Source organism: Serratia proteamaculans (genome assembly GCF_946227095.1).
In the GTDB taxonomy this organism is placed as follows: Bacteria; Pseudomonadota; Gammaproteobacteria; order Enterobacterales; family Enterobacteriaceae; genus Serratia; species Serratia proteamaculans_E.
This window is the reverse complement of sequence record NZ_CAMISV010000002.1, coordinates 1-25624: the sequence shown is the minus strand read 5'-3', so window position 1 is coordinate 25624 and position 25624 is coordinate 1. Positions and strand designations below refer to the sequence as shown.

The window sequence follows — 25624 nt, the reverse complement described above, 5'->3', positions numbered from 1 at the left end:
TGGCCGGGTGGGATCACCCGGTCAGTAACTTTTAGACTGGTGCAGGCTGATGGTCATGCGTTCCCCAACCTGAGAGATGATAACCCCCTCAACGCACTCTTGCTGAATGGTCGCCAACTGCTGCGTATCCAGAGCATAGGGCAGCTTAATGTCGAATACTGTCAGCCCCTGCTGTTGCGCCAGATCGATCAGGCGCACGATGTTGGTTTCGTCGCTGACCTGGGTGGAAACCACCTGCAGCGCCAACGCCTTCAACTGCTCTTTCCGCGTTTGTGAAGCGGAAGCCTGAGATTTCAATACCATGCCAAAAAATGGCATCACGCCATAGATTGCATCAACAAAGCGCCAGTGCTTCTTGCACGATGCGGACAGAAAATCCATGTAATCAAAGCAGATTCTCTCACTGCGGGCGACGGGTGCAAGGTGACTGCTGTTCATCCCTTCCTCTCATTGCCGGTGTATTACATCCTGAAATGGATAATCGATGCGAAGCTTTAACGAATTTCCGCCGTATAATGGCATAATTCCCCTATTGTTTGCCAGTCTGTCCAGGAGCTTTAATCAATGGAACATCACAACTCAGCCCCGGTGCTGATTACGGGCGGTGCACGCCGGATTGGACTGGCACTGGCCAGGTCATTCTTGCAACGCGATATTCCCGTGATCATCGCCTATCGCAGCGACTACCCGGCACTGAGCGAGCTGAAAAGACTAGGGGCAATCTGTATTCAGGGCGATTTCGCGACGCACGACGGCATTTACCGTTTCGCTAAGCAGGTCCGCCAGGTGGCACCCAAACTGCGCGCGGTGATCCACAACGCCAGCGCCTGGCAGGCCGAATCACCGGAAGTGCCGCCGGAGCAGGTCATGGCAGCGATGCTGCAAATTCACGTTTATACCCCTTATCTGCTGAATCAATTGCTGGAGCCCTGCCTGCTGGGCCAGGGACAAGCCGGTGCGGATATTATCCACCTGACCGACTATGTAGTGGAGAAAGGCAGCGACAAACACATTGCCTATGCCGCCAGTAAAGCCGCATTGGACAATATGACCCGTTCATTTGCCCGCAAGCTGGCGCCAGAGGTCAAAGTCAATGCCATCGCGCCGGCGCTGATTATCTTCAATCCGGGTGACGACGAGCCTTATCGCCAGCAGGCACTGGCAAAGTCACTGATGAAAATCGCCCCTGGCGAGAGTGAAGTGGTCAATCTGGTGAACTACCTGCTGGAAAGCCGCTATGTCACCGGCCGTACTCATGGTGTAGACGGTGGCCGTCCACTGCGCTAGCGCACAGATCTGCATGGTATATCGCGGCCCCCCGCGTTATGCTGAATTTCGTTATTCTGATAAAACCGCTGAATATGCATAAAATTGTTTTTGTGGAAGACGATCCGGAAGTCGGCAAACTGATTGCCGCCTATCTGGGCAAGCACGACATTGAGGTATTGATTGAGCCACGCGGCGACAGTGCACAGGCACGTATCGAGCTGGAACAGCCGGATCTGGTACTGCTGGACATTATGTTGCCCGGCAAGGACGGTATGACGCTGTGTCGCGATCTGCGCCCGACCTTTCCCGGTCCGATTGTGCTGCTCACCTCACTCGACAGTGACATGAACCATATCCTGTCGTTGGAAATGGGCGCCAATGATTACATCCTGAAAACCACGCCACCGGCAGTATTACTGGCGCGGCTGCGTTTGCATCTGCGTCAGCATGGCAATCAGCCAAAGGAAGAGTCGACTCAGCCGATCACTCAACATAACGCCTTGCACTTCGGCTTGCTATGCATCGATCCGGTCAACCGCCAGGTGACGCTGGGCGAAGAGATCATCACCCTTTCCACCTCAGATTTTGATCTGCTGTGGGAACTGGCCACCCATGCAGGGCAAATCATGGATCGCGAGGCCCTGTTGCAAAACCTGCGCGGCGTGAGTTATGACGGCCTGGACCGCAGCATCGACGTGGCGATTTCCCGCCTGCGACGTAAGCTGTACGACAATGCGCTCGAGCCGTTCCGCGTCAAAACCGTGCGCAATAAAGGTTATCTGTTCGCCCCGAATGCCTGGGAGTTCGTGCAGCAATGAGAAAGCTTTTTGTGCAGTTCTTCCTGCTGCTTTTCGTTTGCTTCCTGGTGATGGCGATGCTGGTGGGGTTGGTGTACAAAGTCACCGCCGAACGCGCCGGCCGCCAGTCGATGGACGATCTGATGAAAAGCTCGCTGTACCTGATGCGCAGTGAACTGCGGGAAATTCCGCTGAAAGACTGGAACAAGACCATCGCCACGTTGGACTTGAACCTGTCGTTTAAACTGCACATCGAACCGCTCGGCAAGCAGGAACTGAGTGAAGATCTGATGAAACGATTACGTCTTGGGGAAATTATCGCCCTCGACGATCAATACACCTTTATGCAGCGCATTCCACGCAGCCACTACGTGCTGGTGGTCGGACCGATCCCTTATCTGTTCTATTTGCATCAAATGCGGCTGCTGGATTTAGCCCTGCTGGTGTTTATCGGCATGTCGCTGGCACTGCCGGTATTTTTGTGGATGCGCCCGCACTGGCAGGACTTGCTCAAGCTGGAAAACGCAGCTCAGCGCCTCGGTGCCGGACATCTTGATGAACGTACCTCTTTTGATCCCACCTCCAGCCTGAACCGGCTCGGGGTGGCGTTCAATCAGATGGCAGATAACGTCAATACGCTGATTGCCAGCAAGAAACAGCTGATCGACGGCATCGCCCATGAGCTGCGAACGCCGCTGGTGCGGTTGCGCTATCGGCTGGCGATGAGCGATAACCTGACCGATAGCGAGCAGCAGGCGCTGAACCGCGATATCGGTCAGTTGGAGTCACTGATCGACGAACTGCTGACCTATGCACGCCTCGATCGTCCGCAGGTGGCACTCAATATAGAACCTCTCGATTTGCCCAAGTGGCTGGAGGACAAGGCTGACGACCTGCGCCTGATCCACCCGGAACGGGAAATCGAGTTGGATATCCCGCACGTCGGCGATTTTGGCGGCGTCGATTTACGGCTAATGGAGCGAGTGCTGGATAACCTGGTGAACAATGCGCTGCGTTATTCTGAGCAACGCCTGCGTATCGGCCTGTGGTTTGACGGTGACAACGCCTGCCTGCAGGTAGAAGACGATGGCCCGGGTATTCCACCGGAAGAACGTGAACGGGTATTCGAACCCTTTGTGCGTCTCGATCCCAGCCGCGATCGCGCCACCGGCGGCTGCGGGCTGGGCCTGGCCATTGTTCATTCTATCGCCGTGGCCTATCAGGGTCAGGTGTACGTAGACGCCAGTTCACTCGGCGGTGCCAGCTTCCGCTTCTGTTGGCCGCTAAAGCCCACTTTCAATTTAAAAGCAGACCCGGTGTAACCCTGTTTACGCGGCAGCATGAAAACGCGAAAGAGTTATCCGGTTTACAATAAAATGGAGCTAAACGATGACATCTGCACATTCCCCTTCTTCCTACGACGAGCTGCGTGCCATTTTCACCCGACTGTCGCGCTTCGGCCACCTCTCTGCCATTGCCGGCTGGGACATGCAAACCATGATGCCGCCAAGTGGCAGCAAAGCACGTTCGGAAGCGCTGGCCGAACTGAGCGTACTGCAACACCAAATTTTAACGGCGGAAAAAACCGGTCGTTTGTTTGAACGCGCACAGCAAGAAACATTGGATGACATCGATCAGGCTAACTTGCTGGAGATGCGCCGTCAGTATGACAATGCGGTGCTGGTACCGGAATCGCTGGTTGAAGCCAAGTCGCTGGCCGGCGCACGCTGTGAGCACGCCTGGCGCTCCCAACGCCCGGCCAACGACTGGGAAGGTTTCTCGGAAAACCTGCGTGAAGTGGTCAAACTGAGTCGGCAGGAAGCGCAGATCCGCGCCGAAGCGGCAGGCTCCAGCCGCTATGATGCCCTGCTGAACCTGTATGAACCGGGGATGCGCAGCAGCGACATTGACCGTATCTTTGGCGATCTGAAAACCTGGCTGCCCGATCTGCTGCAGAAAGTGGTGGCCAAACAGGCTCAGGAACCTTGCTTGGTTCCGCAAGGACCATTCAATATGGATACCCAGCGTCAATTGAGCCTGAGCGTGATGAAACTGCTTGGTTTTAACTTCGACGGCGGCCGGGTAGACGTCAGCGCACACCCATTCTGCGGCGGCGTGCCGGAAGATGTGCGCATCACTACCCGCTACAATGACAAAGAATTCCTGACCGCTCTGCTCGGTATCGTGCATGAGACTGGCCATGCCCGCTACGAACAAAATCTGCCGCGTGAATGGTTGGGCCAACCGGTGGCGCAGGCACGCTCTACCGCTATTCATGAATCACAAAGCCTGCTGTTTGAAATGCAACTGGCACGCGGCAGCGATTTCCTGAAAATTCTGCGCCCGCTGGTCGTCAATCAATTCGGGGAGCAGCCAGCACTGGAAGAAAGTAACTTCATCCGCCTGAATCAACGAGTGAAGCCAGGCCTGATCCGCGTAGACGCTGACGAAGTCAGCTACCCGGCGCACGTGATCCTGCGTTATGAAATTGAGAAGGCCCTGATCGAAGGCGAGATTGAGGTGGAAGACATCCCGGCGCTGTGGAACGAAAAAATGCGCGGCTACCTGGGCCTGGACACCGTCGGCAACTACCGCAACGGCTGTATGCAGGATATTCACTGGACCGATGGCGCATTTGGTTATTTCCCGACTTATACCCTGGGCGCCATGTATGCAGCGCAACTGTTCCATAGCGCACGTGAAGCACTGCCGACGTTGCACAGTGACATCGCCGAAGGCAATCTGAACCCACTGTTCCACTGGTTGAAGCAGAATATCTGGCGTCACGGTAGCCGTTTCCCTACCGATACCCTGATCGCCAATGCGACCGGTGAAACCTTGAACCCGAGCTATTTCCGTAAGCATCTGGAAAGCCGTTACCTGTAATATATTCCCCAGGCACGGCTAACCCCGTGCCTTTCCCCCTGCTTTGCCGCAAGTATTCCATAGCGCACTTCCCCTACCTCAGACACCTCGGCCGCAGAGTGCGGGTTGGCTAACCCGCATATGTATGTTGTAACTAAAGTGAGAATGAAAGGTCACCGAACCCGGTGGATTAACCGGCCAGTATCCACGATGTACATTAGGTTACACGCCGAAACCAATCACTCACGGAAAGCATCCCGCCGTTTGCCTACTATCTTATCACCGGCCCCGCAGTGGGCTTGATACATGATGAGTAATTTGAGGAATCAACAATGAAAAAAGTATTAGCTCTGGTTGTTGCCGCTGCAATGGGTCTGTCTTCTGTTGCCTTCGCTGCTGACGCTGCCACCACCACGACTACCGCACCAGCGGCAACGGCTACCACTACCATGGCTGCACCGGCCAAGACCACTCACGTGAAAAAACATCACGCGAAGAAAGCACCGGTTCAAAAAGCCCAGGCGGCTAAAAAGCACCACAAAGCCACCGCCAAGAAAGCGCCGGCTCAAAAAGCCCAGGCAGCCAAAAAACACCACAAGAAAACCAGCCATAAAAAAGCGGCGTAATAGCAATCTGATGTGAGGCTCCCCTCACCAGTCCAGACTTGAGTTGTCCAACACCCGGTTCGCCGGGTGTTTTTTCATCGGGGGTTCTCATCATGCTGCGTCGCTACTTATTTGAAATCATTCTGACCACGCTGATCCTCTGCGGTCTGATCGCCGCCTTTTTTTACTTGTAGCCGCACAGCCCCTCTGGATTAGAAATTATTGAAAAATCAATCACTGCCCATCCACACGGCGACTAAATCAGTCTATAGTTACCATTCAGTGTGTTTATGGATGATCCGTATTTTCCAGGCAAGAAACCTATGCGCATAACCGTTTTGCTGTTGCTGTGCTCATTCCTACTCGCACTTCCCCTCTCAGTACGGGCTGACAGCCCATCCGACGCGTCGGCCGCTGAGCAAACTCGTTTATTTTTTGGTAAAGATGACCGCATAAAGGTGACGGAAACCAACGGTTGGCCATGGCAGGCCATTGGGCAAGTGGAAACCGCCAGCGGTAACCTGTGCACCGCCACGCTGATCTCTCCTCATCTGGCACTCACCGCCGGCCACTGCGTACTGGCGCCACCGGGCCAGTTGGACAAGGCGATTGCGCTGCGTTTTGTTTCCGGTAATAAGACCTGGAAATACCAGACCGACAATATTGAGACGCTGGTGGATCGCAAGCTGGGGAAAAAACTCAAGCCAGATGGTGATGGCTGGATTGTGCCGCCGGCAGCGGCGGCCTATGACTTCGCGCTGATCCGCCTGAAGGATAAAAAAACCTTGCCGATTAAACCCTTGCCGTTGTGGCAAGGTGACAGTAAGGCACTGACTCTGGCACTGAAGCAGGCCAAACGGCTGATTACCCAGGCAGGGTATCCGGGGGATCATCTGGACGACCTCTACAGCCACCAGAACTGCAAGGTGACAGGCTGGGCGCAACAGGGCGTGCTTTCGCATCAGTGCGATACCCTGCCCGGTGATAGCGGCTCACCGTTACTGCTGAAAACCGCCGACGGCTGGCGGCTTATTGCCATTCAAAGCTCCGCACCGGCAGCCAAAGATCGTTACCGCGCCGATAACCGCGCGCTGGCAGTGACCGGTATCCGCGATGCGCTGGACGCGCTGGCTGCGGGGAAATAAATCGTTATGTTCCGGCGTGGGATCCCGCGCCGGGCTCAGTAGGCAATTCTCCCACCATAAAGCGCCTGGGTGTGGTAGCGGTAAACTGACGGAAAAACGCTATGAAAGCGCTATCGCTGGAAAACCCCAGGCGTTGGGCTACCGAACTGACTGAAGGCATCTCCGCCAACAGTTCAATCGCCCGCATCAATCGCCATTGCTGGCTCCACTGTTGATAACTCAATCCGCTCTCGCGCTGAAAAATGCGCGTCAGCGTTTTGGCATGCAGGTTCAGATCCTGCGCCAATACCGCCAATCCCGGCAGTTCATCCCGCCGATCAAGTTCCTCCAGCCAGTGGGCCAAACGCCGGTCATGGGGTAACTTCAGGCCGGTATTCTCCAGCCGTGCCGCATGCAGCTCATTCACCAACACCGGCAGCAGATCGCGCGCCGTCCGATGCTCAACAGCCTGATTGAATGGCCAATAGGCAATACGGTCAATCATCGCCGCCAGTAAGGGATTAACTGCCAGCACCGCACATTCTTGCGCCATAGCGCAGACCAACGACGGCTCAAGCCAGATCGAACGATAGGCGACCTGACCGCGGAGTTGAACCCGATGGGGTATGCCACCGGGGATCCACAGGCAGCGCGTGGGCGGTAAGATCAACCACCGATCGGCAAGCGTTACCGTCATACAGCCACGCGGGGCATAGAGTAACTGAGCACGGCGATGCAAATGTTCTTCAGAATCATGCCCTCTGACTAACTCCGCTGCGACCCCCAATACCGGTGCCGGCCAGGCGTCCGGGTCAAAACTCTCCCGTTGGTCGATCAACGCCATCACACCGTCCTTTTTTCATTGTTTTTTGTCCTTATGATTGTAATCGAACCTTTGGCATTTCCCTATACTGGCGCGATTCTTCACCCATCAAGGTTAATTCCCATGTCACGTTTACCCCTACCGTTGATGGTAGCCACCATCATGGCTCCCCAGGTGCTCGAAACCCTCTACAGCCCTGCGCTCACGGCAATACGTACCGATTACAACGTCAGCGCCGCCCAGGCCAGCCAAACGCTGTCGATCTATTTCTTTGCTTTTGCCTGCGGCGTCGCCATTTGGGGTGTCATGTGCGATCGCTTTGGCCGCAGAGTCACCATGCTGGCAGGTTTGACGATCTATCTCATCGGCGCAGTGATGGCCCTGCTTAGTCAGAATTTTACGCTGTTGCTGGTCGCACGTGCTGTCGTCGCTTTTGGTGCAGCGGTCGGCTCCATAGTGACGCAAACCATGCTGCGCGATGTTTATCAGGGACAGTCGTTGGGAAAAGTATTTTCGACCCTCGGCATCGCCCTGTCAGTCAGCCCGGTACTGGGCATGTTGGTTGGTGGGACAGTCGTCGGCTGGGGAGGCAGCATGGCCATATTCGCCGCCCAGTGGCTGCTGGCACTGGTTCTGTTGATTTGGTGTTGGCGTGCCCTGCCGGAAACGAAACCGGCAACACTCTCCGTGGAGGTCACCACCCCAGGCAGTGGCTGGGATATTCTGCGCGACCGACAGATCTGGTACTCCGCGTTATTGGTCGCAGGCTTTAATATCATGGTGTTCAGCTACTTCAGCCTGGCCCCGTTCATGTTCGAACAATTGGGGTTGAGTAGCCAACAGTTCGGCTACTCCGGCATGGCATTAGCACTGGGCAGCCTGCTTGGCGCGCTGTTGAACCGTTATCTGCTGGCTCAGGGCATCAGCGCAAAAAAACAAATCCTGCTGGGCAGTCTGTTGGCATTCGGTGCCGCACTGGCTTTAGGTTACTGGCAACACAGCCTGATGCTGCTGTTACCCTGCACGCTGATCACCCTGGCCTTCGGATTGGCTATCCCCAACGTGTTAAGCCAGGCGCTGAACCGCTACCGGCAGCGCTTGGGCACCGCCGGTGCAGTCTTTGGCCTGCTCTACTATCTGCTGATTGGCGCCGGGCTGTCTCTGGCCGCCAGCGGGCAAAACCTGGCCGCGACGCTGTTAGTGTGCAGCCTGCTGTGCCTGGGTTGCGCAAGCTGCCTGCGCGCGTCACCTAGCCCGAAAGCTGCTCGATAGTCTGCAGGATGCGCTTGTCCGAGATCGGATAAGGCGTGCCCAGTTGCTGAGCAAACAGGCTGACGCGCAGCTCTTCGATCATCCAGCGCACCTCTTTCACCTCGTCATCCTGGAGGCGTTTCGGCGGCAGCTTGTTCAGCCACTGCTGCCAGGCCTGCTGCACCTGTTCCACCCGCAGCATTTGCGCGCGGTCGCGGTGCGGGTCGATAGCCAGCTTCTCCAACCGGCGTTCAATCGCCTGCAGATAACGTAGCGTATCCGGCAGGCGTTTCCAGCCGTTATTGGTCACGAACCCACGATAAACCAAAGCACCGAGCTGGGTTTTGACATCCGACAGCGCCAGCGCCAACGAGATATCAACCCGGCCTTTCAGGCGTTTGTTGATGTTGAATACGGCCGTCAGGATTTGTTCGACCTGTTTGGCGACACCCACCACCGTTTCGTTCAGTTCACCACGCACCCGTTCTTGCAGACGGGCGAAGTTTTCCTCCTGCCACACCGGTCCACCGTGTTCGGCAATCAGTTTGTCGATGCCGCACGAGATACAATCATCGATCAGATCCAGCACCCTGCCATAGGGGTTAAAATACAGCCCCAGCTTGGCTTTATTAGGCAGTTTTTCATGCAGATATTTGACCGGCGAAGGAATATTCAGCAACAGCAGGCGACGCGTACCCTGCCACATCGCCTGCTGCTGCTCTTGCTCACTGTCGAACAGCCGGATCGCCACGCTGTCTTTTTCGTCCACCAGCGCCGGGTAGGCCTTCATCGAATAGCCACCGCGTTTCTGTTCATAAAACGCCGGCAGTTTACCGAAGCTCCAGATATGCAGATTGCTTTGCTCCAGCCCATCGTCCGCCACCGCCGACAGCGTTTCCTGTACCTTGTCCTTCAACTGCAGTTTCAGCGCCGTCAGATCTTTGCCTTCACGCAGGGTTTTGTGCTTTTCATCCACCACGCGGAAAGTCATCTTGAGGTGATCGGGCACCTGATCCCATTGCCAGTCCTCACGTGACACCGTCACGCCAGTCATGCGGCGTAACTCTCGCTCCAGCGAATCCAGCAGCGGCAATTCCAACGCGGTCACCCGCCCCAGGAAAGCCTCGGTGTAGTTGGGTGCCGGCACAAAGTTACGGCGCACCGGCTTCGGCAACGACTTGATCAGAGCTATGATCAGTTCACGGCGAATACCCGGGATCTGCCATTCAAAGCCCTGTTGCTCAACCTGATTAAGAATAGGCAGCGGAATATGTACCGTAACGCCATCAGCGTCGGTGCCCGGTTCAAACTGGTAGCTCAGGCGCAGCTTGAGGTTATCCTGGTACCAGGTATTCGGGTAGTCCAGCGCACTGACCTGGTTAGCGCCGTCTTTGATCAGCATTTCTTTTTCAAAGCTGAGCAGGTCTGCATTTTGCTTACCGGCGTTTTTCCACCAGTTATCGAAATGGCGTCCGGACACCACATCGTTCGGAATACGCTGGTCGTAGAAGGCAAACAGGGTTTCGTCGTCCACCAGAATGTCACGGCGACGCGATTTATGTTCCAGCTCTTCCACTTCGGCACGCAGTTTGAGGTTAGCGCCAAAGAACGCATGTCGCGTCTGCCAGTCACCTTCCACCAACGCATGGCGAATAAACAGCTCACGGCACAGCAGCGGATCGATGGTGCTGTAATTGACCGCCCGTGCAGCCACAATCGGCAACCCGAACAACGTCACTTTTTCGCTGGCCATCACCGCTCCCTGGGATTTAGACCAGTGCGGTTCACTGTAGCTGTGTTTCACCAGATGCTGGGCCAGCGGTTCTATCCACTCCGGCTCGATGCGCGCGGCAATGCGTCCCCACAGGCGGCTGGTTTCCACCAGTTCGGCCACCATGGTCCACTTCGGCGGCTTCTTGAACAGGCCGGAACCCGGGAAGATCGAGAAACGCGCGTTGCGGGCACCGGTGAACTCCTGCTTGTCGGCATCTTTCTGGCCGATGTGCGACAGCAACCCGGTCAGCAGCGCAGTATGCACGCTGCGGTAATCGGAAGGCTCGCTGTTAACCGGCAGCCCCAGCTCTTTCACCACCTGACGTAGTTGGGTGTAGATATCCTGCCATTCGCGCACCCGCAGATAGTTCAGGAAGTCATTGCGGCACAGCCGGCGGAACTGGCTGGAGGAGTGCTCTTTTTGCTGCTCTTTCAGCCAGTTCCACAGGTTCACGTAGGCCAGGAAATCCGAGTCTTTGTCGGCAAAGCGACGGTGTTTTTCGTCCGACGCCTGCTGTTTGTCCATTGGCCGTTCACGCGGATCCTGGATCGACAGCGCTGCGGTGATGATCATCACCTCACGTACGCTACCGCTCTTCTGTGCTTCCAGCACCATGCGTGCCAGCCGTGGGTCGATCGGCAACTGAGCCAGTTGACGGCCCTGCGCGGTGAGCTGGTAATGGCCGTTCTCTGCCGTTTTGATCGCACCCAGCTCTTCCAGCAGGCGCACGCCGTCCAGAATATTGCGCTTGTCCGGCGCCTCCACAAACGGGAAAGCGGCGATATCCCCCAGCCCAAGCGAGGTCATCTGCAGGATCACCGATGCCAGGTTGGTCCGCAGGATCTCCGGGTCGGTAAACTCCGGTCGCGACAGAAAATCCTGTTCCGCATACAGGCGAATACAAATACCGTCCGACACGCGTCCACAGCGACCTTTACGCTGATTGGCAGAGGCCTGCGACACCGGTTCGATCGGCAGCCGCTGTACCTTGGTACGGAAGCTGTAACGGCTGATACGCGCGGTACCCGGGTCTATCACATACTTGATGCCAGGAACGGTCAGTGAGGTTTCCGCCACGTTGGTCGCCAGCACGATGCGCCGACCGTGGTGCGACTGGAACACCCGGTTCTGTTCGCTGTTCGACAGCCGCGCATACAGCGGCAAGACTTCGGTATGCGGCAGATTCAGGCGGTTCAAGGCGTCGGCGGTGTCGCGGATTTCGCGCTCACCGCTCATAAAGATCAGGATATCCCCCGGCCCTTCGCGGCCAAGTTCGTCTACCGCATCGAAGATCGCCTGCAGTTGATCGCGGTCGGTATCCTCGGCGTCATCCACCACCGGACGGTAACGTACCTCAACCGGATAAGTCCGGCCGGAAACTTCGATAATCGGCGCATTATTGAAATGGCGTGAAAACCGCTGCGGATCAATGGTTGCCGAGGTGATGATAACTTTCAGATCCGGGCGTTTCGGCAGCAGCTCACGCAGGTAACCGAGAATAAAATCGATGTTCAGGCTACGTTCATGCGCCTCATCGATAATCAGCGTGTCGTACTGCATCAACAGCCGGTCCTGCTGAATTTCCGCCAGCAGGATGCCGTCGGTCATCAACTTGACCAGGGTATTTTCCCCAACCTGATCGTGAAAACGCACCTTATAACCGACACTGCCGCCCAACGGGGTTTCCAGCTCGTCAGCAATGCGATTGGCCACGGTACGCGCAGCCAGACGTCGTGGCTGGGTATGGCCGATCAGCCCTTTCACCCCACGCCCCAACTCCAGACAGATCTTCGGCAACTGCGTGGTTTTACCCGAACCGGTTTCACCGGCGACAATCACCACCTGGTGGTCACGGATCGCCTGCAGAATATCCTGTTTTTTCTGGCTGACCGGCAGGTTGGCCGGGTAGGTTATTTTTGGGCAACTCGCGGCACGAGACTGCGCCTTGCTCAACGCCAGCGCGATGTCACTTTCGATTTCAACGGCAGCTGCCAACAGAGCATCGGGATTTTTGATTTTTCGTGCGCCCTGCAGCCGACGTTGCAGGCGTTGTTGATCACGGAGCATCAGCTCGCCCAGTTGGGCAGACAATGCCGCGAGCGGAGATTTCACGTTCGGTATTCCTTGTTTCATCGCTGCTGTATCAAGCTTTAGCAACGGTTTGGTAATGGGTTAGCCAGTTTTTAGCTTTGGACGCGCAGAATATCACAAGCCGCTTTCTCCCCATAATCCCGCAGCTTATGGCCCAACAGGTCATTCAATAAAATCGAACAAAGGCCTCGAAATATTGCGCTATCACTGCTGGAAAAATGTGAATAGAGTGTACTGCATGCAAGGGACGCACCGTCCTGATGTCACTGTCATAACGTAAGGAATTACCGATGAGCAAAGTATTGGTTCTCAAATCAAGCATCCTGGCGGGCTACTCTCAGTCTAATCAACTGGCCGATTTCTTCGTTGAACAGTGGGCAAACGCTCATGGCAACGACACCATCACCGTACGTGACCTGGCTGCACAGCCAATCCCGGTACTGGATGGCGAACTGGTGGGTGCACTGCGTCCTTCCGATACCCCGCTGACACCACGTCAGACCGAAGCGCTGGCCTTGTCTGATGAACTGATCGCTGAGCTGCAGGCCAATGACACCATCGTTATGGCGGCGCCGATGTATAACTTCAACATCCCGACTCAGCTGAAAAACTATTTCGACCTGATTGCCCGTGCCGGCGTGACCTTCCGTTACACCGAAAACGGCCCGGAAGGCCTGGTGAAAGGCAAACGTGCCATCATCCTGACTAGCCGCGGCGGCATTCATAAAGACACCCCAACTGACCTGATTGAACCTTATCTGCGTCTGTTCCTGGGCTTTATCGGCATCACCGACGTTGAGTTCGTGTTCGCTGAAGGCATCGCTTACGGCCCGGATGTCGCGACCAAAGCGCAGGCCGATGCCAAGGCCGTGCTGACTCAGGTGGTTGCTGCCTGATGTCCCTCGCAGGGGTGTGATGCCCCTGCGAAGCCACAACAGAAAGACCCAAGTCCTGTCACACCTGTTCTACCCTCATAAAAATCCAATGCTGTATTTTATTGCGCGCCTGACGGCGCGCTTTTTTTATTTCTTCAGCCACTGGCCGTTAATACCGCGTACGTATTCTCCAGCCGCGGCTCGCGTTACCAGCTTCTGCCCAGCCATGCGCGCCACATCGTCGATGGCGATATGATTGCCGTCCGCCACTTGCTGGTATTTTTCGGTGCGACCGGCATTAATGCTTTTCACCAGCGTCAGCGTTTCGGCGTCCTGCTTCACCGGCGCGATATAACCGCTGAGCGTTTCCCCTACGCGGCCCTGCTGTTTGGCCTCATCCAACGTCAGCGCCATCGCCATGCTGCTGAACAACCACCCGGCCCCCATCAAGCCTAAATAACGTTTTTTCATGTTGGCTCCTAGAAAAGGCCGCTTTGGGTTTTCAGCAGATTATCGACGTCCTTATCCACCTTGATATGAATTTCATGTTCGATCTTCACGTTCATGTTGATGGTGATCGGATCTTTAGGCGTCGCGACCTCAATACGCGGCACGCAGCCACTCAGCATCGAGGTGCCCAGCACGGCGACCAACAATGGCCCGCTGATGATTTTCATGGTTGTTCCCCAGGTTTTGAGAGGGCCTGTTCCAGCCACTCCTGTAAATTGTCGCCAAAGCGCAGACTGCGCCACAGCTGAAACACGTTTTCCTGATGGCTATAGTTCAGGATAACCTCTCGTTTGGCACTTTTTTGCGGGTTGACCCCGTCGATACGCGCCTTCAGCGTAAGTTCACCGAGATTGTCCAGATCGACCCTGGCCTTGGAGCGGTTAATCTCCATATAGCGCAGCCAGTCGATCGCCGCGCCGGTGGCCAGATTATTACTGCCGATGGCATCGGCCATATCCTTGTCCAACCGCAGCGTCAGCATGCCGGCATTGGCGATCCAACCGTTGTGCACCAGCCATTTGGGGTGATTCAGGTACAACGGCAGCTCGCCGTCCACCCGCCCGGACATGGCAAACTGTTTGGGCTTCAGCGCGGTGAACAAGGCGCTAAGATCGACCTTATCCAGTTTCAGTACCGCAGCATCGTGCTGTGGCATGCGCAGCGCTGACAGGCTGATACGGCCGTTCAGCGCGTCCACCCCGACGTTGCTCAGCGTCAGCGGTGCCTGCTCGCTGTAAGGATAGGTACCTTGAAGATCGGCGCTAATATTCTGCATTTCGAACAGGTTGCTGAATGACTTGATGCGTAACGTCACCGGCTGCTTAGCCCCCAACTGCCACAGATGATTTTTCAGTCGGTAGGACATCACAAAGTCCAGACCGCTCATCTCGCCGTCTTTCAGCCACATGCCGCCATTTTTCACCACCCAGTGACCACCGGCCTCAAAGCCCTGTACCCGGGCAGCGGAGAAGGCGGACTGAGCATAAAACTCACCGTCGCGCAGTTTGATATTCAGATCCGGCGAGATCAGCGGTTGGAACACTTTCAGCGATTGTTTCGGCCACCAGCCCTCTCCGCGTAAACGCTCGCCGTCCCAACGGCCCCGCAGGGCTATCGGCCCTATCTGTTCTGCCTGCAGCTTGCCTTGTAACTGGAAGCTGTCTGGCGTCGTGCCCTTGAGCTGTAATGCCAGCACAGGGGCCGGCAGGTAACCGCCGTTGGTGAAGCTGACCTTGCCCGAGACCAGTTGCAGTTCACCATCGAACGCCGGTGCCTGCGGGTCACGCTGCCAGCGCAGCGGCTGGCTGAGGCTGAGGCGCGGCGCATCCACCGTCACTATGCTGTATTTCAACTGATCAAAACCGGTAGAAAGGCGATCCAGCACCAGGGTGGTATCTTGCCAACTGCCGCTGCCGGCGACGTCCCAGGCGGCCTGCAGCGGTGGCAACTGACCGTTACCCCAGTAGCGCCATTGCCAGTTGCCGTGGTCTGGCCAAAAGTCCTGTGCCTTGCCGTCCAGATGCAGCTTAAAGCGGCCCCAGTAGCTGTCACTGGCGTTAATGATCGCCTGCAGACGGCCGGTAATACCGGCGGCAGTGACTTTCACACCGGCCAGCGGTAGCCGCGCCTCTTCCAGTTTCATTTCCGGCGTGGCGTTGCCCCACAGCCGCAGCAGTGAACCTGACTGCAATACCAGCGTCGGGTTAAGAATAGTGCCACTGATGATGCCGGGAATGGAGGCAGTCATTGAAAAATCGGCCAGATTCGCCTGACCGGTCAGTTGGAAGCGTAAATCGCTGTCGATCAGGCCAACCTTGCCCGGCCCCAACGTCAACACCGCGTTGCCTTTACCGTTGTGGCCGTCGGTAATGACGTTTAAACGGGCGCTAATCTGGGTTTCATCAAAGCCTTTGCTCCAGTCATGTAGCGCAATACTCAGGCCGCCGTTAAGCGGTTGCTGGCTGTACGGCCAACGCCACTCACCCTGTTTAATACTGACCTGCTGCGGGTTGATTTCCCACGGCAAGCTTGCCAGCGGTTTATCTGCCCCTTTTTCCGTCAGCGTCAGCACCCCCTGTTGCTGTTGCCAGCGCATGTCCAGCAGCAAAGGTTTTTCCAGATAGGCAGTCTGTATCTCGCCCTGCAGCGCCCCTTGCGTCGGCATGCTGTCCAAATCCAGCGGAATGGCAATCTTGCCGGTCAGGTGTAGCGGCTGTGGGCTGTTTGGCGCCTTGAGCGTCAGGCTGTTCAGGGTCAGTTGCTGATGGGGATCCAACAGCGCGTCGACGCTGATGTTGGGGCCCTGATACTGAAGACGCTGGCCTTCTGTGGTGGCATGTACCTGCAGTTTACCGGCGTAGTACTGCCATGGCAGCACCGAGAGATCCTTGATGGTGATATCCAGCAGCGGCAGTTGTTTTTGCAATTGGTCTAGCGCCAAAGGCGCACTGTTGTCGTCACCGGCGGGCAATTTTGATAAACAGGCGCTATCGACGTTCAGCTTGTCGCTGACGAGTTGCCAGCGGCCCTGCTGATAAGCCAATCGGGTTGGGCCGACGGCGGCAAGTAAACAATCCTGGGCTAAAAAACGGGCGCCATCCAACTGCAAGGCTCCTTGCCGCCACTGTAGTTTGCCCTGCAAAACCAACTGACTGCCCTGCGGCAACCAGTGCGAGAGTACTCGCGGCAGCCAGCGCGGCAGAGTTTGCCACAGCGCCAGCAGCAGGATCAGCATACTCACCACAATCCCTATGAATACTTTCAATCGCTTAGTCATTAAATGATTGTTTCATTCCTGAGTTAGGCGCCCTTTACCCGGGCTAAAGGCCGTTTAGGCTAAGTCTATGCCTGAATTGGCAATAATGATGGCATGAATTTGACATAGGGTGAAGCCGAGACCGAAGAAGATGCCCCGGACAGGGGCTTTTATAGCCATTGATGCGGATGCTGTAAGCTTTAGTTACATATTCATCACATGAATGTGACCTGTTTCAGACTTTTGTTATTGTCGTTAGATTTGATCATTAATAGTCTTGCAAGCATTCTAACAAAAGTCAGCTACTAGCTAACTATACTAGAGAAGCCATTCCCCACACCCCCGTGGGGATTTTTTTTGGCTCTGACCAACAAAGTTAACTCATCCCTCATACTCGCCACGAATATCCGCCACGCTCCAGCGTCGCCAACTACCCTTAATGGATACCGCCCCTATTGATATCGCTTACCCGTTTTTAGCGTTACCGAAACAGGCTAACCAATTGTAGAATTTACTAAAATCTGTTAAATTGATCACAAAATCAAGCTGGAGAAACCACGATGAAACTGGCGATATACAGCACTAAACAATATGACCGTAAATATCTCGAACTGGTGAATCAGCAGTTTGGCTACGAGCTGGAGTTCTTTGACTTCCTGCTCAGTAAAAGAACCGCCAAAAACGCCGCCGGTTGCAAAGCGATCTGCATCTTCGTCAATGACGACGGCAGCCGCGAAGTCCTCGAAGAGCTGGCGGCATTGGGCGTTGAAATACTGGCCCTGCGCTGCGCCGGCTTCAATAATGTGGATTTGGACGCGGCTAAAGAATTGGGCATCAAGGTCGTGCGCGTGCCGGCCTACTCGCCGGAAGCGGTCGCTGAACACGCCGTGGGGATGATGATGTGCCTTAACCGCCGTATTCACCGCGCTTATCAACGCACCCGTGATGCCAATTTTTCGCTCGAGGGGCTGATCGGCTTCAACATGCATAATCGCACCGCCGGGGTGATTGGCACCGGTAAAATTGGCATCGCCACCATGCGGATCCTGAAAGGGTTCGGCATGAAGCTATTGGCTTATGATCCGTACCCAAGCGAGCAAGCACTGGAGCTGGGTGCCGAATATGTCGATCTGAAAACGCTGTACGCGCAGTCTGACGTGATCACCCTGCACTGCCCGCTGACGCCGGAGAACCACCACCTGCTGGACAGCGACGCTTTTGCGGTGATGAAAGACGGTGTGATGATCATCAACACCAGCCGTGGCGCTCTGATTGACTCCTCAGCGGCCATTGACGCCCTGAAGCAGCAGAAAATCGGCGCTCTGGGGATGGACGTGTATGAGAATGAGCGCGACCTGTTCTTCGAAGACAAGTCGAATGACGTGATCCAGGACGATATCTTCCGTCGCCTGTCAGCCTGCCATAATGTGTTGTTCACCGGTCATCAGGCTTTCCTGACCGAAGAGGCGCTGACCAGCATCTCGGAAACCACGTTGAAAAACATTAACCAATTGGATCGCGGTGAGAACTGCCCTAATCAGCTCAATGCCTGATGATTTTAGCAAGGAAGAAAACATGAAGAAGTCCATCTCAGTGGCGTTAACGGCGCTGCTGTTAGCGGGGTGTGGAATGAGCCAGAATGGTAAAACGGTGACCGAAAGCGACCTGTTGCATCATAATTTTGCGCTGCAAAGCGTCGACGGCGTGGCGGTGAAGTCACGTCCCGGTAACGGACCCAACCTTGAGTTCGGTGAGAAAATGCATATTTCCGGCGCCATGTGTAACCACTTCTTCGGTAGCGGTCAATTGCAGGATGGCGTGTTAACCGTGCCGGGGCTGGCTTCTACCCGTATGGCCTGTTCTGATCCGCAACTCAACCAGTGGGACTGGGTGATTGGCGACGTACTGGCTAAAGGGGCGAAAGTCGCCCTTAGCGCTCAGCAGTTAACGCTGAGCGGCAGCGGCCACGTCCTGGTCTATACCCAGCGAGACTGGGTGCAGTGATCCTTGTTCACCAGGCCTGGCGGCCTGGTGTTCCTTTCTGCTTACCCGGCGGTTGAGCAGGCTCCCTGACCCAGGGTCCATTCTTCACACTGCTTGCCGTTCGGCATCTGGCACATTCTTACTGCCTCACCGTTTAAATTGTGGGCCACGGTTGTGGTGCCGCCCACGCTGGCGCAGTTCGCGCTGGTCTGTAAGGTATTGATTCTGGCACTGTTGCCCTGCTGCACTGGCTCTTCATTCTTGCTGCTGCATGCGGCCAAAAGCAGTACGGCGCTGGCCAGCAACCATTTTGATGTCGTCATTATTCCACTCCTGAACCCGGAACTACGCTGTGTAAAATCGCCATTGCTGATAACTCGCATCACTTTATGCGGACACGTTTTGTTATCTTTGATGCAAACCTGTTTAATCTAGCCTGATATATAAATAATGAAAATATATTCCTGCAATTATTTGGCGTTCATTTGAACACTGTGATCTTTATTAGGGTTGCCGGCGTTTTCATCCGGGGCACTGAGCAGCCACAGCAGGGTCTGAACGCAGGGAGCACTAGCCGGTTTGAAGGAGGGATTGAGCAGCAGCAGACGGGTTAGGAATAGTCAGACAATAGTAAAAAAACAGCACCTGTTTTGTTACTGAGTGGATATAACTAACTCATTATTTTTAGTTATTATTTCTGCGTCATTCAGCCAGCGCCACTGAATGTCACGCTGGCTGCTTTCACTTTAAAATAACAATTAGTGCGCCGCTGTTTTCGACAGTAAATTAATCACCAGTACGCCGGCAATAATTAACCCCATGCCAAACATCGCTGGCAGATCCAGCTTTTGCTGATAAATAAATACTGCCGCTATCGACACCAGAACAATCCCCATGCCCGACCAGATTGCATAGACAATGCCCAGTGGCATGGTTTTAACCACCATAGACAGCCCCCAAAAAGCGACCGCGTAACCGACCACCACCACCAGTGACGGCCACAGACGGGTAAAGCCTTCAGAGGCTTTCAGCATGGTGGTGGCGATGACCTCCGCCACAATCGCCATGGTCAAATACATAAATCCGCTCATCGTTTTTTCTTCTCTAAGTTCACCTGTTCAACAGTATGACGTGCCGGAAATAAATTGTCGTTAAACAACCGCAACAATTCTTCGTTACCGCGCGGTTTTAATTCAGGAAATATCAGCTTACAGCAAATTTTGTCGATTTTTGCTCCGCCACACAAACGCGATAAAGGGCCAATATATCCCTCTGCTAGACTTTGTTAATTACTGCGAGAGGTGACTTTTGCAGCTTTTTGAGCAATGAAAGGTAAAGTCGAATGATTACTACAGATGGTAATAATGCAGTCGCTTCTGTCGCCTATCGCGCCAGCGAAGTGATTGCCATCTACCCGATCACCCCCAGTTCGACCATGGCGGAACAGGCGGATGCCTGGTCCGGCGACGGGCGTCAAAACATCTGGGGAGACGTACCGCGAGTGGTGGAAATGCAGTCGGAAGGCGGAGCGATTGCCACGGTGCACGGTGCGTTGCAGACCGGTGCGTTGTCGACCTCATTTACCTCATCGCAGGGCCTGCTGCTGATGATCCCGACGCTGTACAAACTGGCCGGTGAGCTGACGCCGTTTGTCCTGCACGTCGCCGCGCGCACCATCGCCACCCATGCCCTGTCGATTTTCGGCGATCATTCCGATGTGATGGCGGTACGCCAGACCGGCTGCGCCATGTTGTGCGCCAGTAACGTACAGGAAGCGCAGGACTTTGCATTGATTTCTCAAACGGCGAGCCTCAACAGTCGCCTGCCGTTCATTCACTTTTTTGATGGTTTCCGCACCTCGCATGAAATCAATAAAATCGTCCCCCTGAGCGACGATACCCTGCGCCAGATGCTGCCTCAGGAGGCGATTGATGCGCACCGCAGCCGCGCGCTGTCGCCAGACCATCCGGTGGTGCGCGGTACTTCCGCTAACCCGGACACCTATTTCCAGTCGCGTGAAGCGACCAACCCCTGGTACGACGCGGCCAGCCGGCACGTGATTGATGCGATGGACAAGTTTGCCCAGATCACCGGCCGGGCCTATCAGCCTTTTGAATACTACGGCCATCCGCAGGCCGAGCGCGTGGTGATCCTGATGGGTTCCGCTATCGGTACCTGCGAAGAAGCGATCGACGCCCTGCTGACCCGTGGCGAAAAAGTCGGCGTACTGAAAGTGCGACTGTTCCGGCCATTCTCCGCACAATATCTGCTCAGCGTGCTGCCGGAGAGCGCCAAGAAAATCGCCGTGCTGGACCGCACCAAAGAGCCGGGGGCACTGGCGGAACCGCTGTATCTGGACGTGATGACCGCACTGGCCGAAGCCTTCAGCCGTGGCGAGCGCGCCCATATGCCGATGGTGATCGGTGGCCGTTATGGGCTGTCCTCGAAAGAGTTCGGGCCAGACTGTGCGCTGGCGGTGTTTAACGAACTGACGCTGGACAAACCGCGCCCGCGCTTTACCGTCGGTATTTTTGACGATGTGACCGGCCTTTCTCTGCCGCTCAGCGGAGAAACCCTGCCGCAACGCGCCTCGTTGGAAGCGTTGTTCTACGGCCTGGGCAGCGACGGTTCGGTTTCCGCCACCAAGAACAACATCAAAATCATCGGCAACAGTACGCCACTGTACGCCCAGGGCTATTTTGTCTACGACTCGAAAAAGGCCGGTGGCCTGACGGTGTCGCATCTGCGCGTCAGCGAGCAGCCGATTAACTCAGCCTATCTGGTCAGCCGTGCCGATTTTATCGGCTGCCACCAGTTGCAGTTTATCGATACCTACCAGATGGCAGAACGCCTGAAACCCGGCGGTATCTTCCTGCTCAACACGCCGTACGGTGCCGAAGAGGCGTGGTCGCGGCTGCCGCAAGAAGTGCAGGCCGTGCTGCTACAGCGTCAGGCGCGTTTTTATATCATCAACGCCGCAAAACTGGCGCGTGAATGTCGGCTCGGTGCGCGCATCAATACCGTGATGCAGATGGCGTTTTTCCACCTGACCCAAATTCTGCCGGGTGAAGTGGCGTTGCAACAGTTGCAGGACGCCATTGCCCGCAGTTACAGCAGCAAAGGCCAGGATATCGTCGAACGCAACTGGCAGGCACTGGCCGCCACGCTAGAGGCGCTGATTGAGATCCCGCTGCAGCCGGTTAACGACAGCAGCCCAATGCGGCCGCCGGTGGTTTCCGATGCTGCCCCCGACTTTGTTAAAACCGTCACTGCCGCGATGCTGGCCGGGCTGGGTGATGCACTGCCGGTATCGGCCTTCCCGCCGGACGGCACCTGGCCGGTGGGCACCACCCAGTGGGAAAAACGCAATATCGCCGAAGCGATCCCGATCTGGCAACCGGACCTGTGTACCCAGTGCAACCACTGCGTTGCCGCCTGCCCACACTCCGCCATTCGCGCCAAAGTGGTGCAGCCGGAGGCGATGGAGCATGCCCCTGCCTCGCTGCAGTCGCTGGATGTGAAGGCGCGAGATATGCGCGGCCAAAAATACGTGCTGCAGGTGGCTCCGGAAGATTGTACCGGCTGCAACCTGTGCGTTGAGGTGTGCCCGGCGAAAGACCGCCAGAACCCGGACATCAAGGCGATCAATATGGCACCACGGCTGGATCATCTGGCCGTAGAAAAGGAACACTACGACTTCTTCCTGCAACTGCCGGAGATTGATCCGGCGCAGATCGAGCGGATCGACATTCGTACCTCACAGTTGATCTCACCGTTGTTCGAATACTCCGGTGCTTGTTCCGGCTGCGGAGAAACGCCGTACATCAAGCTGCTGACCCAGCTTTATGGCGACCGGTTGCTGATTGCCAACGCCACCGGCTGCTCATCCATTTACGGCGGTAACCTGCCCACCACGCCTTACACCACCAATGCCGAAGGGCGTGGACCGGCCTGGGCCAACTCGCTGTTTGAGGACAACGCCGAATTCGGTCTGGGTTTCCGCCTGACGGTTGACCAGCACCGCAGCCGCGTATTGCGCCTGCTGAATACTTTGGCACCGCAGTTGCCGGCACAGCTGGTTAATGCTCTGCAGATGGAGGAGATCGCGCCGGAACCTCGCCGCAAACAGATCGCGGAACTGCGCAGCCTGCTGGCACAGATCGAAGGTAACGACGCTCGTCAACTGGCGACCGACGCCGATTATCTGGTGGATAAATCCATTTGGCTGATTGGGGGTGACGGTTGGGCTTACGACATCGGGTTTGGTGGGTTGGATCACGTCCTCAGCCTGACAGAGAACGTCAACGTGCTGGTATTGGATACCCAATGCTACTCCAACACCGGGGGCCAACAGTCGAAAGCCACCCCGCTGGGCGCAGTCACCAAGTTCGGTGAGCACGGCAAGCGCAAGGCGCGCAAGGATCTGGGCGTCAGCATGATGATGTACGGCCATGTGTATGTGGCGCAGATCTCGCTGGGCGCGCAGCTCAATCAGACGGTGAAAGCGATCCAGGAAGCCGAGGCCTACCCGGGCCCGTCGCTGATTATCGCCTACAGCCCCTGTGAAGAACACGGTTACGATCTGGCGCTCAGCCACGACCAGATGAAACAATTGACCGCTACTGGTTTCTGGCCGTTGTACCGCTTCGATCCGCGCCGCGCTGATGAAGGCAAACCGGCATTAGCGTTGGACTCCCGACCGCCAAACAGCAACCTGACCGAAACGCTGCTGAAAGAACAGCGCTTCCGTCGCCTGAACTCGCAGCAGCCGGAGGTCGCCAGCGCGCTGTATCAGGCGGCAGAGAAAGAGCTGAAGGAGAAATACGACTTCCTCAGCCTGCTGGCCGGTAAAGGGGAAAAAACCTCCGCCGAGTAACTCATCGGGGCGCGACCGGTTCGCGCCCCGCTTCCAGCCAACTTTGCCGCTGCGCTTCTTTTACCGCCCCCCGTACATAGTTCGCCTTCCCCTGCCATTGCGCCGCATTAAATTGCGCCTTTTCAATCACCGCCTGATAACGCGTGGTTTTCAGCATGCTGTCAGCCTGGATCAGCAATGGAACGATGCGAACCCCAACCCGATCCAGACTCGGATAAGGCCATGGATGCGCCGCATCAACATAGGGCGCCATAAAATCCAGCGCTGCCAACAATGAACTGCCTTGTTCCGTTCGGTAGTGCCAGAGATCAATCCCCTGTCGTTGCGCCAAACCGGCCACCAGTACCAGCGCCTGCAAGTTAAAGTAGCTGTAATGGAACGACCGGGTGCGCAGCAACTCCTGCGGCTGCGAGCCATCGGCAGCAAGCTGCAAGTCCAGCTTTTGCTGCATCAGTATCGCCATGTCGCGCACGACCTCATCGCGCCCTAGCCAGGCGGCAATCCCTGCTATCTGTAGTGCATACCAACTGCCATGATTATTCTTCGCGGCAGCCTCCTGCTTGCCGGCGGGACCGTGCAACAACCCATCGAGATAACGGCCAAACCATTGCCGCATCTGGCTTTCATCATGCGCCGTCCAGCCCGGTGTTTGCTGCAGCAATAACAGGCTGTCGACAATACGAGTGGCAAAATAGCGCCCATCCAGAATACCGTTACCACGGCCACTGTCGCGTCCCGGAATACCCTGGGCGTAGTTGAGATTTGGGTTCATCCGCGTTTGCGGGTTGATAAACCAGGTACGGATCAGCGCAATGGCCCGATCGCTGTAGCGCCGCTGACCGGAGAAATAACCCGCCAACGCCAGAGTCTGTACTCGCTGGGTGAATTCGGCCAAACGCACGCCGTCACTTTGCTCATTCTTACTGGCCGGATTCACTTTCCCATCATGGCGAACCCAGGGCAGCCCATTGGGTTGACGGCTATCCGGCCACCAATAGGCTCCCAGGCTCAGATAGTCGTGCTTGTCGCCGCTGGGTGGCGTCAGGCCCTTATCGGTGACGCTGAGTAAGGGTTTTGGCAGCAGGCTATCGGCATCGCGCATCAGGCTTTGATAGTTAGCATCTCCCTGAAGATGCGCTTTTACCTGTAACAACTGCGGCTGCTGCAAGAAAATACAGCACTCCGCAGCATTGGCAGCCAACGGCATCAGACAAAGCAAAAAGGCGGCTCGCAAGCGGGTGCATATCATCAAACGGGTTCCCCATTATGATCAGCGGTGACTGCGGTTATCCTGCCCATTTTTAACGCCAAAGGTAAGTACCTTTTCAAAGCAGAATTTTACTGGCTTCGCAATTCACAATATTAATGAATACCACTCATAGTGCCTATCTAAAAATGATATGTTAGGCACTGTTATATAGCTTTATTTTTATCATGCATGGGACAGACATAATGAGTATAAATATAAGACAAGCATTAGTTTCAGATGTAGATAGTATTTTCGAAGTTAGAACTTCGGTTATTGAAAATCATCTTAGTCGCGAAGAAATGCGGCAGATGGGGATCACTGAAAGCATAGTGGCCGATTTGATTCATAAGAGCAGTTGCACTTGGGTTGCGGTTGAGAACGAAAAAATTATCGGTTTCTCAATGATTTTGCCGGACGAAGGCTGCCTATTTGCCGCGTTTGTTCTCCCGGAATATGAAAGTAAAGGAGCAGGACGTAGGCTTGTTATGGCAGCTGAGCAAGAGTTATTCAAACACCATGATATAGCCTGGCTGGAAACCGATAAGAATAGTCGTGCTGCGAAATTTTACAGGCATCTCGGCTGGGGTAATGAAACGTATATTAATGATGTTGATATCAGATTAGAGAAAAAAAATCTTAGAGTTTAATTCACTGCAATCAATGTATATGTCCGCTTCTGGCTGTGAGTTCAACTGATGGACGCAACACATTGGTTAAAACGCTCTGCGGGTGATTCATAGTCTAGCGTTTTTCTTGGCCTATCGTTGAGCTGCCTGG

At 55.5% G+C, this 25624-nt stretch carries 22 protein-coding genes; 13 read left to right on the top strand and 9 right to left on the bottom strand.

The features are described 5' to 3' along the window. Positions 1-21 precede the first annotated feature (21 nt). On the bottom strand, positions 22-438 hold the full coding sequence (locus OC597_RS03845) for a hypothetical protein (RefSeq protein WP_262207584.1): 417 nt from the start codon (positions 436-438) through the stop codon (positions 22-24). A 126-nt stretch (positions 439-564) separates the two neighbouring features. Between OC597_RS03845 and folM the strand changes: the two genes are divergently transcribed. From folM to OC597_RS03815, 7 genes are all read left to right on the top strand, one after another. After that, positions 565-1287 (top strand): dihydromonapterin reductase, encoded by a 723-nt coding sequence (gene folM, locus OC597_RS03840; RefSeq protein ID WP_262207581.1) that lies wholly within the window; start codon positions 565-567, stop codon positions 1285-1287. Between the two features lie 74 nt (positions 1288-1361). Continuing rightward, positions 1362-2087 (top strand): two-component system response regulator RstA, encoded by a 726-nt coding sequence (gene rstA, locus OC597_RS03835; RefSeq protein ID WP_261256763.1) that lies wholly within the window; start codon positions 1362-1364, stop codon positions 2085-2087. Next, positions 2084-3388: a two-component system sensor histidine kinase RstB gene (rstB, locus tag OC597_RS03830; protein ID WP_261256762.1), complete on the top strand. Its 1305-nt coding sequence runs from the start codon at positions 2084-2086 to the stop codon at positions 3386-3388. Before rstA ends, rstB begins: the two co-directional genes overlap by 4 nt. Before the next feature lie 67 nt (positions 3389-3455). Next, positions 3456-4952 (top strand): carboxypeptidase M32, encoded by a 1497-nt coding sequence (locus tag OC597_RS03825; RefSeq protein ID WP_262207579.1) that lies wholly within the window; start codon positions 3456-3458, stop codon positions 4950-4952. A gap of 311 nt (positions 4953-5263) precedes the next feature. After that, complete coding sequence (asr, locus tag OC597_RS03820) at positions 5264-5557, top strand: acid resistance repetitive basic protein Asr (RefSeq protein WP_099062925.1); 294 nt, start codon at positions 5264-5266, stop codon at positions 5555-5557. 92 nt (positions 5558-5649) lie between these two features. After that, positions 5650-5730 carry a small membrane protein YdgU gene (ydgU, locus tag OC597_RS26690; protein ID WP_455431200.1) on the top strand — a complete coding sequence of 27 codons (81 nt, stop codon included), beginning with the start codon at positions 5650-5652 and terminating at the stop codon, positions 5728-5730. Positions 5731-5859: 129 nt separating this feature from the next. Continuing rightward, positions 5860-6681, top strand: coding sequence for a trypsin-like serine peptidase (locus OC597_RS03815; protein ID WP_262207576.1), 822 nt, complete (start codon positions 5860-5862; stop codon positions 6679-6681). A gap of 4 nt (positions 6682-6685) precedes the next feature. On the opposite strand, the gene OC597_RS03810 is transcribed toward OC597_RS03815, so the two are convergent. Further along, on the bottom strand, positions 6686-7504 hold the full coding sequence (locus OC597_RS03810; RefSeq protein WP_261284724.1) for an AraC family transcriptional regulator: 819 nt from the start codon (positions 7502-7504) through the stop codon (positions 6686-6688). Between the two features lie 102 nt (positions 7505-7606). Here OC597_RS03810 and OC597_RS03805 point away from each other — a divergent pair, with 102 nt between their 5' ends. Beyond that, the gene (locus tag OC597_RS03805; protein WP_262207574.1) at positions 7607-8755 is read left to right on the top strand and encodes a Bcr/CflA family efflux MFS transporter; all 1149 of its coding nucleotides are present in this window, start codon (positions 7607-7609) and stop codon (positions 8753-8755) included. Here OC597_RS03805 and hrpA read toward each other — a convergent pair. Further along, positions 8733-12620: an ATP-dependent RNA helicase HrpA gene (gene hrpA / locus OC597_RS03800; protein ID WP_262207571.1), complete on the bottom strand. Its 3888-nt coding sequence runs from the start codon at positions 12618-12620 to the stop codon at positions 8733-8735. The two genes, OC597_RS03805 and hrpA, sit on opposite strands and share 23 nt — an antisense overlap. A 269-nt stretch (positions 12621-12889) precedes the next feature. Between hrpA and azoR the strand changes: the two genes are divergently transcribed. Further along, a complete protein-coding gene (gene azoR / locus OC597_RS03795; RefSeq protein WP_261256751.1) occupies positions 12890-13495 on the top strand; it encodes an FMN-dependent NADH-azoreductase in 606 nt (201 codons plus the stop codon). 126 nt (positions 13496-13621) lie between these two features. On the opposite strand, the gene OC597_RS03790 is transcribed toward azoR, so the two are convergent. From OC597_RS03790 to OC597_RS03780, 3 genes are read right to left on the bottom strand one after another with little or no spacing between them, the layout of a single operon-like run. Then, positions 13622-13945, bottom strand: a complete 324-nt coding sequence (locus OC597_RS03790; RefSeq protein WP_261284727.1) for a YdbL family probable chaperone protein — start codon at positions 13943-13945, stop codon at positions 13622-13624. Positions 13946-13953: 8 nt separating this feature from the next. Further along, positions 13954-14151, bottom strand: coding sequence for a YnbE family lipoprotein (locus OC597_RS03785; protein WP_085116986.1), 198 nt, complete (start codon positions 14149-14151; stop codon positions 13954-13956). Continuing rightward, positions 14148-16760, bottom strand: coding sequence for a YdbH family protein (locus OC597_RS03780; RefSeq protein ID WP_262207569.1), 2613 nt, complete (start codon positions 16758-16760; stop codon positions 14148-14150). Before OC597_RS03780 ends, OC597_RS03785 begins: the two co-directional genes overlap by 4 nt. Positions 16761-17299: 539 nt before the next feature. Here OC597_RS03780 and OC597_RS03775 point away from each other — a divergent pair. Further along, positions 17300-18292: a 2-hydroxyacid dehydrogenase gene (locus tag OC597_RS03775; RefSeq protein WP_261256746.1), complete on the top strand. Its 993-nt coding sequence runs from the start codon at positions 17300-17302 to the stop codon at positions 18290-18292. A gap of 22 nt (positions 18293-18314) precedes the next feature. Continuing rightward, on the top strand, positions 18315-18743 hold the full coding sequence (hslJ, locus tag OC597_RS03770) for a heat shock protein HslJ (RefSeq protein ID WP_085116989.1): 429 nt from the start codon (positions 18315-18317) through the stop codon (positions 18741-18743). 41 nt (positions 18744-18784) lie between these two features. Here the strand turns inward: hslJ and OC597_RS03765 are convergent, their stop codons facing one another. Together OC597_RS03765 and OC597_RS03760 are read right to left on the bottom strand one after the other, a co-directional pair. Continuing rightward, on the bottom strand, positions 18785-19045 hold the full coding sequence (locus OC597_RS03765) for a DUF333 domain-containing protein (RefSeq protein WP_099062916.1): 261 nt from the start codon (positions 19043-19045) through the stop codon (positions 18785-18787). Between the two features lie 435 nt (positions 19046-19480). Next, positions 19481-19813: an SMR family transporter gene (locus tag OC597_RS03760; RefSeq protein ID WP_261256741.1), complete on the bottom strand. Its 333-nt coding sequence runs from the start codon at positions 19811-19813 to the stop codon at positions 19481-19483. Between the two features lie 251 nt (positions 19814-20064). On the opposite strand from OC597_RS03760, the gene nifJ reads away from it, so the two are divergent. Then, a complete protein-coding gene (gene nifJ, locus OC597_RS03755; RefSeq protein WP_262207562.1) occupies positions 20065-23598 on the top strand; it encodes a pyruvate:ferredoxin (flavodoxin) oxidoreductase in 3534 nt (1177 codons plus the stop codon). 1 nt (position 23599) lies between these two features. On the opposite strand, the gene OC597_RS03750 is transcribed toward nifJ, so the two are convergent. Then, a complete protein-coding gene (locus OC597_RS03750; protein ID WP_262208072.1) occupies positions 23600-24847 on the bottom strand; it encodes an alginate lyase family protein in 1248 nt (415 codons plus the stop codon). Positions 24848-25050: 203 nt separating this feature from the next. On the opposite strand from OC597_RS03750, the gene OC597_RS03745 reads away from it, so the two are divergent. Next, on the top strand, positions 25051-25494 hold the full coding sequence (locus tag OC597_RS03745; protein ID WP_261284732.1) for a GNAT family N-acetyltransferase: 444 nt from the start codon (positions 25051-25053) through the stop codon (positions 25492-25494). Positions 25495-25624 lie beyond the last annotated feature (130 nt).